The sequence below is a fragment of the Streptomyces sp. CNZ301 genome, from assembly GCF_004217425.1.
In genome coordinates this window covers 2,196,139-2,210,737 of sequence record NZ_SHLG01000001.1, presented here as the reverse complement: position 1 = coordinate 2,210,737, position 14,599 = coordinate 2,196,139, and the positions used below count along the sequence as shown (strand labels likewise).

The following is a 14,599-nucleotide window of genomic DNA, read 5'->3' as shown; positions in this document are numbered from 1 at the left end:
CCAGTGGTTTTCAGGCGGGGTGGGTGGCAGTGGCGTATCCGACGAAGTCCGCCCAGCGGGCCGGGGCGACGCTGAGTACGGGCCCGTCCGCGTGCTTGGAGTCGCGGATGTGGACCGTGGAGGGGCACTGCGCGATCTCGACGCAGTTCCCGCCCTCGGTGCCGCTGTAGCTCGACTTCCGCCAGGTGACGGCGACTTCGAGGCAGTCCCCGCCTTCCGTACCGCTGTAGCTCGACTTGAACCAGGTCGGTTCGCTGCTCATAGCTCGGCTGTCACCCTTCTGAGAAACCGTGCCGACTGCTCTGCGTTCAGAGCCTGCATGCGGATCATTCCATGCCGCTCCCTGAGCACCCGGACCTTTTCCGGGTCACCGTAGAGGAACCGCATCTCGTGACTCTCCTCATACGCATAGTGCTCGCGCTCCTCGGTCTCCAGGAGCACGAAAGCCCCGTTGAGACCCGCATGTGCACCGGTGTCGGCCGGAAGCACCTGGACGGAGACATTGCGCAACTGACCCATGTCCGCCACGTGTTCAAGCTGGCGGCGCATCGTCTCCCGCCCGCCCACCGAGGTGCGCAGCGCTGCCTCGTAGATGACGAACGTGAAGAGCGACGTGGGCTTGCTCTCCAGCTTCTCCCGGCGCTGCATTCTCGCCGTAAGTCGCTGCTCGATCGTCTCGTCGTCGAGTGGTGGGCAGTGCCCGTCGAGCAGAGCCCGTGCGTACTCCTCGGTCTGGAGCAGCCCGGGCACGAGCAACGGCTGGTACGAGTGCAGCGCGATCGCCGACGCTTCCGCCTGCATGAACTCGTGGGTACGTGCCGGGTACTTCTCCGGCTCCAAGTAGTCCGTCGCAGCCCGGAGTTTGCCTCTCGCGTCGCACATGTCGTCCGCGATGTCGAGAACGTGCCGCGTGGGTTTGCGGCGGCCCTGCTCCATGGACTTGATGGCCTCGTAGCTGTAGCCCGCCTCGCGGGCGAGGTCTTCGCGGCTGACGTCGGTCTCGCTGCGCCAGCGCTTGAGCTGGTTGCCGCAGTAGCGCCAGGCGATGGGTGGCTGGGTCATGGTCGTGCCGTCGATGGTCATGGTGCTCACCGTTCCCCTGCGATGCGTCACACTGTGCAACGCTGCCGTTACTGGTTGAGCTTATGTGCAGGTCAGCACCTTTGAGGCATGGATGGTGAAACTCGGCGGCGACGGACTGATCGATGCGATGGCGGACGCGGCGGAGGAGATGCAGCTGCGGCTCGGTTCCGAGCTGCTCGGTCACGCTGATGTAGTGATCGACGTCGGCTAACGTGCCGGGCCGGCACGCCACTGAGCGAGGGAGAAACGTCCATGACCACCGACGCCGCAGGTCTCGAAGTGATGTACCGCGGGACGGTCTATCCCTGGCACTGCGACCAGATGGGCCACATGAACGTCATGTGGTACGTCGGGAAGTTCGACGAGGCCACCTGGCAGCTCTTCGCGAGTTTCGGCATCACGCCCGAGTATCTGCGGGCCGGTGGCCGGGGCATGGTCGCCGTCGATCAACGCATCTCGTACCGGCGGGAGTTGCTGGCCCGGGACATCGTCGTGGTGCGTTCGGCGGTGCTGGAGGTGCGGGAGAAGGTGATCCGCTTCTGTCACCGGATGGAGAACGCCGCCACGGGGGAACTGGCTGCCGTCACGGTGCTGACAGGCGTCCACTTCGACACGGAGCGGCGGCGCTCCTGCCCGTTCCCTGACGAGCAACTGACAAGGGCGAGGGCGCTCGTGACCGACTTCGACCCCGGCATCTGACCTCGGGGCGGACGGGCCCGGCGGCAGGCTGACGCCGAGTCCGCCACCGGCCGCACGGTTATCGCTTGCCGATAACATCGACAAACGATAAGTTGGGTTGCCCGGCGTCGTCCCCGACCGCCGTCCGACACCGTTCGCGGACCTCCACAGCCGCGGCCCGAGCCCAGGATTCCTCATGGATACAGCCGAACGAACAGGCAGGAGCGAGCCCCGTCGCTTCGCGAGTACCCGGCTGATCCGCTTCCTGGCCGGGCTGATGCTGCTCCTGGGGCTGTTCGCGGCCGGCGGCGGTGTCGCCTATGCCGTCAACGGAGCAACCCAGGCCGACGCCCACGTGACTGTGGACGTCAAGGCCCGCACCACGGAGGGACTGAGGGTGCCGGCCTCGGTGCAGGGCGATTCCGCGACGCAGGTCCCGCTCGCCGAACCCAGCGGTGCGGACGACAAGATCAGGCTCTACATCCCGGGCCTCGACGAGGGCAACCGGCTGGAGGCGGAGACCGGTTCGCTGAAGCTGCGCTCCTGGGGGTCCACCGTCACCGAGCAACTGCTGAGCCGGGCGGACTCCGCTTTGCTCGGTCTCGGCTTCGGTGGGAGTGCCCTGCTGCTGCGGCGTCTGCTGCTCTCCATCGCCGAGGGCGAGGCGTTCCGCAAGGGGAATGCCGCCCGGATCGCGGGTATCGCCGCCCTGACCGCTGTCGGGTCCTGTGGTGCGGCTCTGGCCCCGGGCTTCGCTGCCGGCCTGGTTCTGGAGCGGGTCGGGCTGGACGGCGCCGACAGCCCCGTCACCGCCGCGGCCTTCTCGGCTCCCCTCCCCGCGCTGCTCGCCGCGCTGCTGCTCCTCGCACTGGCCGAGGCGTTTCGCAGGGGAACCGAACTGGCCCAGGACGTCGACGGGTTGGTCTGAACGTGGCGGTTCCCGCAGATCAGCACCGCGTCGCCTGCAACCTCGACCGGTTGCTCGCCGAACGGGGAATGACGCTCACCGAACTGGCCGACCGGGTAGGGGTGACCCTGGTCAATCTGTCGGTGCTGAAGAACGGCCGCGCCAAGGCCGTCCGGTTCTCCACGCTGACGGCGATCTGCGACGTTCTGGACTGCACTCCGGGCGACGTCCTCATCGTCCGCCCGCCGGACGCTGCGTCCGGCTGAGACCGGTCAGGGCCCGAACGGACCTGCGTCCACGGACAGTTGAGACGGTCCCGTTCACGACCCTTCCGAGAGGAAGTCCCTCAGCAGGCGCGTGAGGGAGCCCGGGGCGTCGATCCAGGGGAAGTGCCCCACGCCCTTGAGGGTGTGCAGTCGCGCGTTCGGAAGGGACTCGGCCACCGCTTCCCCCGCGCGCATGCCCGTCACCGCGTCGAGATCGCCGGTGACGACGAGGACGGGGACGTCGACGTCGGCCAGCGCCTCCAGGACCGTCAGCCGCGATGCTTCGTCGATGCCCTGCCAGAAGCCCGCCCGCGGCACGGGGTTGAGCTGGTCGCTCTCGGTGGCGGCGTGCGCGCGTTGCGGTGCGTCCCAGCGTCCGTAGCCCATCGGCGCGGCACGCAGCAGCAGTTCGCGGATCTGCGTGAGATCCGTGGCGTTCTCCAGCAGCCGTACGGCCTCTCGCGCCTCCTCCCACCAAGGCCCTTCCCCCGCCCGCGACTCGAAGATCTCCCGTGCGTCGTCGGGGAGTTCGCCCTGCAGCCGCGAGCCGGGGTTGAGCAGTACGAGATGGCTGAGACGGGCAGGGTGCGCCGCCGCGTACGTCTGGGCGGTGGCCGCCGCCGCGTCGTGCGCGAGCAGGGCGAAGCGGTCGAACCCCAGCTTCCGGCGCAGGGCTTCGACGTCCTCGGCGAGGCGTGGGAAGGCGTACTCCTCGGGGTCCAAGGCGGCCGGAGAACCGCCGGTGCCGCGCGAGTCGGGAACGATCAGGCGCCGGTACGCGCTCAGCCCGCCGAGGTCGCCGAGATAGGCGGCGTCGCGAGCCGGACCGCCCGCAAGACAGACCAGGGGCGGACGGTCCCAGCTCGTGGGAGCGTCGCCGAGGACGCGGTAGCTGAGTTCGGTCCCGTCGTACGAGGTGAAGTACGGCATACCCCTCAGCGTGCCCCAAGGAGGGGTGAACAGCCGTGACCGTCCGCCCCGGTCCGGGTCGTGACCGTCCGCCCCGGTCCGGGGCGTGGCAGATCCGGCCTAGGTCGAACGGACGACGGCACCGGGACCACTGACAGGTGCCAATGTCAGTCGTGGCCCTTACCGTTCCCGTATGACTGCATCTGGGGATGGCGCCCGGGAGCCCGGAGGTGTGAAGGACCCGGCACCCGTGAGGACCACCGCTCCGTCGTCGGACCTCCCCGTTCCCGTGCCCGTTCCGGCCGACGCAGCCGAGGCAGCCGACGCAGCTGCCGGACTGCCACGGCCGCCGAGCGGCGCCGGTCTTCCTCGGACGCAGAGCGGCGCCGGTCTTCCTCGGACGCAGAGCGGCGCCGGTCTTCCTCGGACGCAGAGCGTCCTCGGACGCGGCTATCTGGCACTGACGCTCGGCATCGTGTCGGTCGTCTTCCTCATCGCCTTCGAAGCGACCGCCGTCGGCACGGCGATGCCCGTGGCGGCCGACGAACTCGACGGTGTCTCCGTCTACGCCTTCGCCTTCTCCGCGCTCTTCACCACCTCCCTGCTCGGCATGGTCGTCTCCGGACAGTGGAGCGACCGGAGCGGGCCGCTGCCGCCGCTGGCGTGGGGGATCGGGTCGTTCGCCGCGGGGCTGCTGCTGTCGGGCACGGCCGCCACCATGGGGATCTTCGTCGCGGGCCGCGCCGTGCAGGGCATCGGCGGGGGGCTGGTCATCGTGGCGCTGTACGTCACCGTCAGCCGCGCCTACCCGGAGCAGCTGCGGCCCACGGTGCTGGCGTGCTTCGCCGCGGCGTGGGTGGTGCCCGCCGTCGTCGGGCCGTTGATCGCCGGTTCGGTGACGCAGCATCTCGGCTGGCGCTGGGTGTTCCTCGGCGTTCCGCTCCTGGTGGCGGTGCCGCTCGCCGTGATGCTGCCGGCAGTGCGGCGCGCCGCGTCGGGGCCGCCGCCCGGTGATCCCGCCCCCGACTCCACAAACTCCGCGGCCTCCGCCGACCGCCGAGGCAAGAGACCGGCCGACCGCCGGCGCCTGAGGCTTGCCGTGGTGCTGGCCGCCGGTGCGGGCCTGCTGCAGTACGCGGGACAGGAGCTGACCCTCTTCGCGGTGCTCCCTGCCGTCGCGGGGGCCGCGCTGCTCGTGCCGGCGGCGCTGCGGCTGCTTCCGCGCGGCACGTACCGGGCGGCGCGCGGGCTGCCCGCGGTGGTGCTGCTGCGCGGTATCGCGGCGGGCGGATTCGTGGTGGCGGAGAGCTTCGTGCCGCTGATGCTGGTCAGCCAGCGCGGACTGTCCGTCACGATGGCGGGGCTGACGCTGGCGGCGGGCGGTGCGACCTGGGCGCTGGGTTCGTTCACGCAGTCGCGGCAGCGTCTGGCGCCGTACCGGGAACGGCTGGCCCGGATCGGGATGGTGCTGGTGACGGCGGGCGTGGCTTACTCGCCGGCGGCGCTGGCGCAGAGCGTGCCCGTGTGGACGCTGGCCGTCGCGATGGCAGTGGGCTGCTACGGCATGGGCCTGGTCATCTCCTCGACGAGCGTGCTGCTGCTGCAGCTGTCCGCCCCGGAGGAGGCGGGGAAGAACTCGGCCGCGTTGCAGATGTCCGACAGCCTCTCCAACGTGGTGCTGCTCGCGGCGACGGGTGCGGCGTTCGCGCTGTGCGGAGGCGGTTCGGTCAGCGTGGGCGTCGCGGGGAGCGGTGCTGCGGGGGCCGCGGCGGCCGAGGGCCGCCCGCTGGCGTTCGTCGCGGTCTACGCGATCGCGGCAGCGGTCTGCGCGCTGGGCGTGGCCGTCGCGGGGCGGCTGCGGGAGCGGGCATGAGCTCGGTATCGCCTTGACCCCAGGTCGTACGCACCGTTTTGGTATGGCTATGAACCTTCGTCTCGACGACGAGCTCACCGAAGCACTCAAGAAGCAGGCGGAGCTCGAAGGGCGCAGTATGCACGCAGTAGTGCTCAGGGCTGTGGAGCGCTATCTGGCGCGGAACGCGCGCGAAGCCATGGTGCGGGAGACCGCGACCAAGGAAGCCGCCAAGTGGCACGAGCTGATGGAGCGGCTCAAGTGACCTCCTCTGACTGGCCGCCGAGGAGGTCTCGACCGTCGCTCGTGCCGCATGCGGTGGTGTGGAAGTCGAGGTGCGGGACGCCGGTCTCCTGGAGTCGGCAGTGCATCGCCCCTCCGCGTCGATGTTCGGCGAAGAGGCCTACACGGACCTCCTGGACAACGCGGCTTCGCTTCTCCAGTCGCTGCCCTCAACCATCCGCTCGTGGACGGGAACAAGCGCACGGCATGGCTGTCCTGCGTCACCTTCCTGACGCTCAACGGCGTCAGCCTGCGGCCCGACATCGATGCAGCCGAGAGGCTGGTCATCGGAGTCGTGACGGGCAGGATCGCGACGAGGTGAAGATCACCACAGAAGGACTCCGCGCTCTGCGGGACGACGCGTAAGCAGGTGTGGATGCGGGGGTGGCCGGAGAGGCTGGCGCCCCCGTTGCTCTTGCTGCGCGCGGTCGTGCCCTGCCCGTCGGTGAATCCAAGCTCCGGTGCCGGTGTGTCGCCCGGGTCCAAATTCTGCTTATGGTTCTGGCATGTTCGACTCGCGGCACATCCGGACGTTCCACGAAGTGGTGCGGGTCGGTTCGTACTCGGCGGCCGCGCGGACGCTCGGCTACACGCAGCCCGCGATCACGCAGCAGATGAAGGCCCTCGAACGGTCCGTCGGCACACCGCTGTTCGTCCGGGTGGGGCGGCAGATGCGGCTGACGGAGGCGGGCGAGGCGCTGGAGCGGCACGCGGGCGTCATACTCGACCGGATCGCGGCCGCGCAGCAGCAGATGTCGGCGATCACAGGGCTGCGTGCCGGGCGGGTGCGGATGTGCGCGTTCCCCAGCGCGGGTGCGACGCTCGTACCGGAGGCGCTGGCGCGCCTGGCGGACGGACACCCGGGCGTGCGGGTCGAGTTGCAGGAGGCGGAGCCGCCCGATTCGATGCGGCGCGTCGCCGACGGCGAGTGCGACATCACTTTGGCCTTCACCTATCCCGGACTCCACGCCCAGGTCCCTGATGAGCTGGTCGAGATCCCGCTCATGGAGGACCAGCTGACCGTGCTGCTGCCGACGGGGCACCCGATGGCGCGCCGCCGCGCGGTCAGGCTCTCCGAGCTGGCGGACGAGCGGTGGATCGCGGGCTGCCTGCGCTGCCGCGCCAACTTCCTGCACGAGTGCGCCGAGTTGGGCTTCGCGCCGGACATAGCCTTCACCACCGACGACATTCTCGTGGTGCAGAGCCTCGTCGCCGAAGGGCTCGGCATCGCGATGATGCCGGGGCTGGTGCTCTCCTTCCTCGTGCACCGCAAGGTCACCGGGCGGGCCCTGGACCCGCCCTCGCGGCGGCAGGTCTCCGCGTACGTGCTGCGCGAGCACCTCGAAATCCCCACGACCGCGCTCGTGCTGGACGAACTGAGGACGGCCGCCGCGAACCGCGTCGGGTGCTGAACGCCGCTCATGTCCCGGGCGGTGCCCCGGCGTGAGTTGTGAACCCGCCCGGCGGACTCGCCTTCCATAAGCGTTCGTTGGGGAAGGGTGAAGAAACCCTCGTTGGACGTGATGGTTCCGGGGCCTCACTCTGCGGACATGGCCACTTCGACGCAGCACCACCCCGCGGAGACCGCCGCCGGCACCGTGCCCCGTACCACCGCACGGCTCGACGCCCTCGTCGGAGAAGTGCGCGAAGTGGTCGGCCGCGGAATGGCGCCGGACGTCACCGCGTACCTCGTCGGCGAGAAGCTCGCACCGCACCTCGGCACCGGTGACGCGGGCGCCCTCCTCACTCCGGAGCAGCAGGAGGGCGACCCCGGCCGCTACCGCCAGCACCTGCTGCACGCCGAGCACGACGGCAGCTTCTCGATCGTCGCGCTGGTGTGGCTGCCCGGCCAGTGCACACCGGTGCACGACCACGTCTCCTGGTGCGTCACCGGCGTACACGAAGGCGAGGAGCACGAGCGGCGCTACCGGCTGCTGCCCGCGGAGGAACCGGGCGGGAGCGCGCGGCTCGTCGCGACGGAGGACGTGGTCAACCCGGTCGGCGCCGTGTGCGGATTCGCTCCGCCCGGCGACATACACAAGGTGTGGAACGGCTGCGGGGAGAAGGCGATTTCGCTGCACGTCTACGGCGCCGACATCTCACGCCTGGGCAGCAGCGTGCGCCGCGTGTACGAGTTGCCGGCGGACCGCTGATGGCGCTGCTGGGGGACCGGCCACCGGTGTCCCCCGCCCCCTCGCCCGCGCGTTCCGCCGCGGGCACGGTCCGGCCCTCCCGCACGGAAGCCGGTCGCGGCGGCACCGCCCGCCCGGCGGGACCGCTCACCACCGGCCCGCTGCCGGGCCTGGGGGTGGCCGCGCTGGGCGTCGCCGCCGCGGGATCCGTGCATCTGCTGGTGCCGGCCGTGCCGCTGCTGACGGCAGCCGTCGTCCTCGGCATCCTCGCCGCCCACCTGCCCGGTGCGCGGACGCTGGTGAGCGGCACGGCCCGGCCCGGTCTGTCGTTCGCGGGCAAGCGCCTCATGCGGGTCGGAGTGGTGCTGCTCGGGCTGAAGTTGAGCGTCGGCGACATCGCCGGTCTCGGCTGGGCGACCGTCGCGATGGTGCTCGTCGTGGTCGCGGCGACCTTCTCCGGGACGCTGTGGCTCGGCAGGAGGCTCGGCCTCCCCGGCGACCAGCCGCTGCTGATCGCCACCGGCTACTCGATCTGCGGCGCCTCCGCGATCTGCGCCGTCAGCGAGGTGCGGGAGAGCGAGGAGCGCGACGTCGCCACGTCCGTCGCCCTCGTCACGCTCTGCGGCACGCTCGCCATCGCCGTACTGCCGCTGCTGCACCAGCCGTTGGGCCTGGACGCGGGTCAGTTCGGACGCTGGGTCGGCGCGGGCGTGCACGACGTCGGCCAGGTCGTGGCGACCGCCCAGACCGCCGGGCAGCACGCCCTCGGCCAGGCGGTGCTGGTGAAGCTGATGCGCGTCGCGCTGCTCGCGCCGCTCGTGGCGGCCGTCGTCCTGTCCGTGCGGGCACGCCACGCGCACTCCCGGGACGCCGGCGCCGAAGTGCGGCCCGACGGCGCCAAGGACGGCAAGGGCACCGGCAAGAGCGCCGGCACCGGCAAGGGCACCGGCACCGGCACCGGCACGGCGGGCCGGCGTCCGCCTCTCGTGCCGCTCTTCGTCGCCGGCTTCCTCCTCATGGTCCTCCTCCGCACGACGGGACGGCTCCCCGCGGACGCCCTCGGCGCCGCCGCCACCGTGCAGGAACTGCTGCTGGCCGCCGCCCTGTTCGGGCTGGGCAGCGCCGTCCATCTGCCCACGCTCGCCCGCACGGGAAGCAGGGTCGCCGCGCTCGGGCTGTGCTCGTGGATCGTCATCGCCGGTGTCTCGTACGGGGGCGTGCTGCTGACCGCGTGACGCGCCCGGCGGCGCTGCGCGCGCAACTTCCGTGCACGCCCGGGGATCCGCCGGAAACGGACTCCCCACGGAGACCGTCAGCGGCCGCCGGTAGGCTGAAGCAGCCTCGCCGTGCTGTCCGGCAGCACTCGACAGCGGCCCTCGCACCACAGCGGACGACCACGCCACCGACCCACCCGGAGACCGTGACTACCAGCACCTCCTCCACCAGCCACCACCTGTCGCCCGCCTTCCCCGGCCGCGCCCCCTGGGGCACGGCCGGCAAGCTGCGCGCGTGGCAGCAGGCGGCGATGGACGCGTATCTGCAGCAGCAGCCACGGGACTTCCTCGCCGTGGCGACGCCGGGCGCCGGCAAGACGACGTTCGCGCTCACCCTCGCCTCGTGGCTGCTCCACCACCACGTCGTGCAGCAGGTGACCGTCGTGGCGCCGACCGAGCACCTGAAGAAGCAGTGGGCCGAGGCGGCCGCGCGCATCGGCATCAAGCTCGACCCCGACTACAGCGCCGGACCGCTCAGCAAGGAGTACCACGGCGTCGCGGTGACGTACGCGGGCGTGGGCGTGCGGCCGATGCTTCACCGCAACCGGGTCGAGCAGCGCAAGACGCTCGTCATCCTCGACGAGATCCACCACGCCGGCGACAGCCGCTCATGGGGCGAGGCATGCCAGGAGGCGTTCGAGCCGGCCACGCGTCGGCTCGCCCTCACCGGCACACCCTTCCGCTCCGACACCAACCCCATCCCGTTCGTCGACTACGCCGAGGACGCCGACGGGGTGCGCCGTTCCGTCGCCGACTACACCTACGGCTACGGCAACGGGCTCGCCGACGGCGTCGTGCGCCCCGTCATCTTCCTCTCCTACAGCGGCAACATGCGCTGGCGGACCAAGGCGGGCGACGAGATCGAGGCACGCCTCGGCGAACCCATGACGAAGGACGCCGTCTCACAGGCGTGGCGCACGGCCCTCGACCCGCACGGCGAGTGGATGCCGTCCGTCCTCGGCGCCGCCGACCGGCGGCTGAGCGAAGTGCGCAAGGCCGTCCCCGACGCGGGCGGCCTGGTGATCGCCAGCGACCAGGACTCGGCCCGTGCGTACGCGAAGCTGCTCCGCGAAGTCACCGGCACCGCCGCCACGGTCGTGCTCTCCGACGACAGCGGCGCCTCGCAGCGCATCGAGGACTTCCGCAACTCCGACGACCGGTGGATGGTCGCGGTGCGGATGGTCTCCGAGGGCGTGGACGTCCCCCGCCTCACGGTCGGCGTGTACGCCACGACGATCTCCACGCCGCTCTTCTTCGCGCAGGCCGTCGGCCGCTTCGTGCGGTCGCGTCGGAGGGGCGAGACCGCGTCCGTCTTCCTGCCGACCATCCCGATGCTGATGACCTTCGCGCACGAGATGGAGGTCGAGCGCGACCACGTGCTCGACAAGCCGAAGAAGGACGCGGACGACGACCCCTACGCCGAAGAGGCGGACCTCCTCGAGGAGGCCGAACGCGAACAGGACGAGGACACCGGCGAGCAGGATCAACTGCCCTTCGAGGCACTGGAGTCGGACGCCGTCTTCGACCGGGTCATGTACGACGGCGCCGAATTCGGCATGCAGGCCCACCCCGGCAGCGACGAGGAGCAGGACTACCTCGGCATCCCCGGACTCCTGGAACCGGACCAGGTGCAGGCCCTCCTCCAGAAGCGGCAGGCGCGGCAGATCGCGCACAGCAGGAAGAGGCCCGACGCGGAGGCGGACCTGATCGAACTGCCCGCGGACCGCCGCCCCGTCGTCACGCACAAGGAACTGCTGGAACTGCGCAAGCAGTTGAACGGGCTCGTGGGGGCGTACGTCCACCAGAGCGGAAAGCCCCACGGGGTGATCCACAACGAGCTGCGCCGGGTGTGCGGGGGCCCGCCGAGCGCGGAGGCCACGGCGGGCCAGATCGAACAGCGCATCACGAAGGTGCGGGAGTGGGCGACGCGGATGCGCTGAGCGTCCGGTGCGGCACGGGGATTCCCGGGGCCGGCGCCGGCGCTCCGGCCGGCGCGAGGCTCCGGGGCCGCGGCCGGCGAGCGCCGCGCGCCAGCGGCTGCCCGCCTCCGTGATCAGCGGGGCCCGGGGTTTTCGCGGCTCCGACGGTCGGTTCCGGTGATCGGCTCCCGGTCGGTTCCGGCGGTCGGCTCCGGCGATCGGCCCCCGGTCGGTTCCGGTGATCGGCTCTCGGTCGGATTCCCGGCGGCTTCCGGGGGCTTTCCGGGTGTTCCGACGCGGCTGGCCGGTGCCGCGCCCTACGACCGCAGGTACTCAGCCCGCCGGGACGACGGTGAGCCGTTCCGCCGCCGGTGAGGCGAACTCGTCGTCGATCACGACCACGGAGCGTCCGGCGGCGTCCAGCACGGAAGCCGCGATGGTCGCGCGCATCCCCGTCGCACAGTGGACCCACACCACGCCGGGCGGCACCTCCGCCAACCGGCCGTGGAGCTCGTGCACGGGGATGTGGACCGACCCGCCGACGTATCCGCGGGCGCGTTCGGAATCGCGGCGCACATCCAGCACCACCGGCACCTCGCCCCCGGCAAGGGCGGCACTCAACTCGTCGAAACCGGCACGCGGGAACGAGGCGACCTCATCCGCGCCGCGCGCCCAGTCGGACGGGCCGCCGCTGGCGGCGGCCGCCGGGCGGTCGATGCCCACGCGGGTCAACTCACGCTGCGCTTCTGCAACTTGCTCCGGGCTCTCACCCAGCAGCGTCACCGGCTTCCCCCACGGGATCAGCCACGCGAGATAGGTCGCGAGCCGCCCGTCGCCCTCGAAGTTGTACGAACCGGCGAGATGGCCGGCGGCGAAGGCCGTGCGGTCACGCAGGTCCACGACCCACTCACCGGCCGCCAGGCGGGCGGCGATCTGCTCCGGGCCGGCCTGCTGCGGCGGCGTGAGATCCACCGGATCGGGACCCGCCGCGTTGACGGGGCCCATGTGCACGTAATAGGCCGGGATGTCCTCCAGGCCCTTGAGCAGCCTCGACACGAAGGTCTCCACGTCGAGCGTGAGCGCGTCGTTCTCCTTGCGCTCGGCGCCGATCGTGGTCGACTCCCCGGCCGCCTGCTCGCTGGAGCAGAAGCTGCCGAAACCGTGGGTCGGCAGCACCTGAACGTCGTCGTCCAGCGAGCCGGCCAGCCGGTGCGCGGACCGGTGCTGATCCCTGGCCAGCGACTCCGTCAGCCGCGGCTCCACCAGGTCCGGCCGCCCGACCGTTCCGATCAGCAGCGACCCTCCGGTGAACGCGGCGACGCCGTGGCCGTTCTCCTCCAGGACGTACGAGATGTGGTGCGGTGTGTGACCGGGAGTCGACAGGGCGCGCACGGTCAGTTGCCCGTCGACGGTGACGGTGTCGCCGTCCGCGACGGGTGTACGGGCGAACGAGACGTCCGCGCCGGCGGGCACAAGGTAGCGGGCACCGGTGACACGGGCCAGTTCCAGGCCGCCGGTGACGTAGTCGTTGTGGACGTGGGTCTCCGCCACGTACGCGATGCGGACGCCGCGGCGGGCCGCGGCGGTGACCACCCGGTCGACGTCCCGCGGCGGGTCGACCGCGATTGCGGCCACGGGGCCGCCCGCGAGATAGCTGCGATTGCCCAGTCCCTGGGTCTCCAGGGTGTCGACGAAGAACACGGTTCCGACTCCTGCTCGCTTGTCCCGAATCAGCCTCCGGGTACCCGGCAGAGGTGCGGCAATCATTGGGGTTCCGGTCGGGCGAGGGCCCGCGGGGGCTGGGCGTCGGCCGGCGGGTGCCGGGGGGTGGCTGTTGTTCGCGTGCGGGGGTGCGGGGGTGCGGGGGTGCGCGTGGGGTTCGTGGTGGTGCGGGGGCGGGCCGTTCCGGCGGGTGTCCCGGGGCGGCATGATTTACCTCCCTGGACCGGTTCGGGTTTTCGTGCTGCCTCCCATATGCCGGTCCGCAAATCATGTTTGAGCCCCGTGCCCCCCGCCTGCACGTCCCGCCCCCTCCCGCCGGTCTGGCGTCTGCCGCTCTCGTTCCCTTCTCCCCTCCGGGAGTCCGGTTGGCCTCAGGGCGGCTGCCCCGTCGGTGGCCCTTCGGGTCACTCGCGCAGGCTCAACTTGCCTGCCGCGTGTCAGCGATGTCGGCAGTGAGATCAGAAGGCCAGCGTGACCAGCGTCGTCGCGTAGATCCCGATGAGCAGGGTGCCGTCGAAGCCGAGTCCGAACCAGCCTCGCCGCTGACGTACGAGGAGCCCGCCGAGCACGATCGTCGTCATCACCAACGCTCCGCAGGTGAGGAAGAGTTCGTCGCGGCCGGCGGCGTGGTACAGCGATCCGCCCGGGTAGACGATGTCGCCTACGACAAGGTTCAGCACGTCCAGGCAGTTCCCGCCGAGGATTGCCGCGATGGCAAGGGTGACTGCGCCGCGGCGCACTGCCGCGATCGCGGTCACCGTTTCCGGCAGGGCGTTGATGACGCCCATGATGCCCGCGCCGACCAGGCCGGGGGTGAGGCCCGTGCCCGAGACGATCCCTTCGGCTGCGTGGGTGACGGCCCAGCCGCCGAGAACCACGATCAGGGCGACTGCGAGGAACTCGGCCCACAGCAGCCCGGTCGCGCGTTCGTTGTCCTTCCCCGGTGGCTGTGGCGTGTCCGGCACCGTCTCCTGCGTGCGTACCGGTCGCCACATGGGCAGTTCACTGCTGTGCATGAGCCGCAGACCGCCCGCATAGAAGAGGACGAGCACAGCCGAGGCCGGATGTCCGCCGAGCACGGTGACCTGGGGGCTGAAGGAGGCCATGAGGGCGATACCGAGAAGCCCTGTCAGGAGGCAGCCGAACAGGATGTTCTCCAGCGAAGCCGTGGCGTGTTCCAGGTTGGCTCTTCGGTGGAAGACGTCTGCGATCACGACGGCGAGAGTCTGGGCGGCGATGCCTCCGACTGCGTTGCTGTACGCAAGTTGCGGCTCCGAGTCCGCTGCGCTCACGCCAGTCATCACGATCCCGGAAAGCGACGTCACAAGCCCGAACAGGACGGCACCGAAGATGGCCTCGCCCCAGCCGGTCCGGTCTGCCAGGACGTCGCCGAGAGTGGCGAGGCGGATGCTGCACACAACGGTGAGCAGGCCCGCCGACAGCAGCGCCACCACACTCCAGGTCACCGGCCACCGGCCGTCCAGCAGTGCGAGCACGACGCTCCCTTGCTCGGCTACGACGGGTTTGCTCTGTGGTTCTCACGGAAGAAGAACATCCGCCGGCGTGTGGAGGGCC

The 14,599-nt window shown here is 71.0% G+C and carries 14 protein-coding genes and 1 pseudogene; 10 read left to right on the top strand and 5 right to left on the bottom strand.

Translation table 11 applies throughout. The features are described from left to right. Positions 1–10: 10 nt before the first annotated feature. The gene (locus EV375_RS09545; RefSeq protein WP_055485195.1) at positions 11–262 is read right to left on the bottom strand and encodes a DUF397 domain-containing protein; all 252 of its coding nucleotides are present in this window, start codon (positions 260–262) and stop codon (positions 11–13) included. After that, positions 259–1,083: a helix-turn-helix domain-containing protein gene (locus EV375_RS09540; RefSeq protein WP_486588381.1), complete on the bottom strand. Its 825-nt coding sequence runs from the start codon at positions 1,081–1,083 to the stop codon at positions 259–261. The genes EV375_RS09545 and EV375_RS09540 overlap by 4 nt, the downstream gene beginning before the upstream one ends. A 252-nt stretch (positions 1,084–1,335) precedes the next feature. Between EV375_RS09540 and EV375_RS09535 the strand changes: the two genes are divergently transcribed. The 3 genes from EV375_RS09535 (at position 1,336) to EV375_RS09525 (ending at position 2,934) form a co-directional block, all read left to right on the top strand. Further along, the gene (locus EV375_RS09535) at positions 1,336–1,782 is read left to right on the top strand and encodes a thioesterase family protein (RefSeq protein ID WP_207228036.1); all 447 of its coding nucleotides are present in this window, start codon (positions 1,336–1,338) and stop codon (positions 1,780–1,782) included. 175 nt (positions 1,783–1,957) lie between these two features. After that, on the top strand, positions 1,958–2,689 hold the full coding sequence (locus EV375_RS09530; RefSeq protein ID WP_130299062.1) for a DUF2975 domain-containing protein: 732 nt from the start codon (positions 1,958–1,960) through the stop codon (positions 2,687–2,689). Between the two features lie 2 nt (positions 2,690–2,691). Next, the gene (locus EV375_RS09525) at positions 2,692–2,934 is read left to right on the top strand and encodes a helix-turn-helix domain-containing protein (RefSeq protein ID WP_486588380.1); all 243 of its coding nucleotides are present in this window, start codon (positions 2,692–2,694) and stop codon (positions 2,932–2,934) included. A gap of 54 nt (positions 2,935–2,988) precedes the next feature. Here EV375_RS09525 and EV375_RS09520 read toward each other — a convergent pair whose 3' ends face one another. Continuing rightward, on the bottom strand, positions 2,989–3,864 hold the full coding sequence (locus EV375_RS09520; RefSeq protein ID WP_130299060.1) for an alpha/beta fold hydrolase: 876 nt from the start codon (positions 3,862–3,864) through the stop codon (positions 2,989–2,991). Between the two features lie 229 nt (positions 3,865–4,093). On the opposite strand from EV375_RS09520, the gene EV375_RS09515 reads away from it, so the two are divergent. From EV375_RS09515 to EV375_RS09485, 7 genes and pseudogenes are all read left to right on the top strand, one after another. After that, positions 4,094–5,716, top strand: coding sequence for an MFS transporter (locus EV375_RS09515; RefSeq protein ID WP_486588379.1), 1,623 nt, complete (start codon positions 4,094–4,096; stop codon positions 5,714–5,716). Between the two features lie 43 nt (positions 5,717–5,759). Then, positions 5,760–5,960 (top strand): ribbon-helix-helix protein, CopG family, encoded by a 201-nt coding sequence (locus EV375_RS09510; protein WP_130299058.1) that lies wholly within the window; start codon positions 5,760–5,762, stop codon positions 5,958–5,960. Between the two features lie 10 nt (positions 5,961–5,970). Beyond that, positions 5,971–6,343, top strand: a pseudogene (locus EV375_RS09505) (type II toxin-antitoxin system death-on-curing family toxin). Between the two features lie 140 nt (positions 6,344–6,483). After that, the gene (locus tag EV375_RS09500; protein WP_055485187.1) at positions 6,484–7,389 is read left to right on the top strand and encodes a LysR family transcriptional regulator; all 906 of its coding nucleotides are present in this window, start codon (positions 6,484–6,486) and stop codon (positions 7,387–7,389) included. Positions 7,390–7,527: 138 nt separating this feature from the next. Continuing rightward, positions 7,528–8,130 carry a cysteine dioxygenase gene (locus EV375_RS09495; protein ID WP_130299057.1) on the top strand — a complete coding sequence of 201 codons (603 nt, stop codon included), beginning with the start codon at positions 7,528–7,530 and terminating at the stop codon, positions 8,128–8,130. Then, on the top strand, positions 8,130–9,344 hold the full coding sequence (locus EV375_RS09490; RefSeq protein WP_130299056.1) for a putative sulfate exporter family transporter: 1,215 nt from the start codon (positions 8,130–8,132) through the stop codon (positions 9,342–9,344). The genes EV375_RS09495 and EV375_RS09490 overlap by 1 nt, the downstream gene beginning before the upstream one ends. Before the next feature lie 185 nt (positions 9,345–9,529). Continuing rightward, complete coding sequence (locus EV375_RS09485) at positions 9,530–11,323, top strand: DEAD/DEAH box helicase (RefSeq protein ID WP_130299055.1); 1,794 nt, start codon at positions 9,530–9,532, stop codon at positions 11,321–11,323. Between the two features lie 312 nt (positions 11,324–11,635). Here the strand turns inward: EV375_RS09485 and EV375_RS09480 are convergent, their stop codons facing one another. Together EV375_RS09480 and EV375_RS09475 are read right to left on the bottom strand one after the other, a co-directional pair. Continuing rightward, positions 11,636–13,003, bottom strand: coding sequence for an MBL fold metallo-hydrolase (locus EV375_RS09480; RefSeq protein ID WP_130299054.1), 1,368 nt, complete (start codon positions 13,001–13,003; stop codon positions 11,636–11,638). 479 nt (positions 13,004–13,482) lie between these two features. Further along, the gene (locus EV375_RS09475) at positions 13,483–14,511 is read right to left on the bottom strand and encodes a cation transporter (protein ID WP_130301726.1); all 1,029 of its coding nucleotides are present in this window, start codon (positions 14,509–14,511) and stop codon (positions 13,483–13,485) included. Between the last annotated feature and the right edge of the window lie 88 nt (positions 14,512–14,599).

Coding starts and splice junctions, on each gene's coding strand:
- EV375_RS09500 (WP_055485187.1), top strand. CDS start 6,484: ATGTTCGACTCGCGGCACATCCGGACGTTCCACGAAGTGGTGCGGGTC.
- EV375_RS09530 (WP_130299062.1), top strand. CDS start 1,958: ATGGATACAGCCGAACGAACAGGCAGGAGCGAGCCCCGTCGCTTCGCG.
- EV375_RS09540 (WP_486588381.1), bottom strand. CDS start 1,083: ATGACCATCGACGGCACGACCATGACCCAGCCACCCATCGCCTGGCGC.
- EV375_RS09495 (WP_130299057.1), top strand. CDS start 7,528: ATGGCCACTTCGACGCAGCACCACCCCGCGGAGACCGCCGCCGGCACC.
- EV375_RS09510 (WP_130299058.1), top strand. CDS start 5,760: ATGGCTATGAACCTTCGTCTCGACGACGAGCTCACCGAAGCACTCAAG.
- EV375_RS09490 (WP_130299056.1), top strand. CDS start 8,130: ATGGCGCTGCTGGGGGACCGGCCACCGGTGTCCCCCGCCCCCTCGCCC.
- EV375_RS09545 (WP_055485195.1), bottom strand. CDS start 262: ATGAGCAGCGAACCGACCTGGTTCAAGTCGAGCTACAGCGGTACGGAA.
- EV375_RS09535 (WP_207228036.1), top strand. CDS start 1,336: ATGACCACCGACGCCGCAGGTCTCGAAGTGATGTACCGCGGGACGGTC.
- EV375_RS09520 (WP_130299060.1), bottom strand. CDS start 3,864: ATGCCGTACTTCACCTCGTACGACGGGACCGAACTCAGCTACCGCGTC.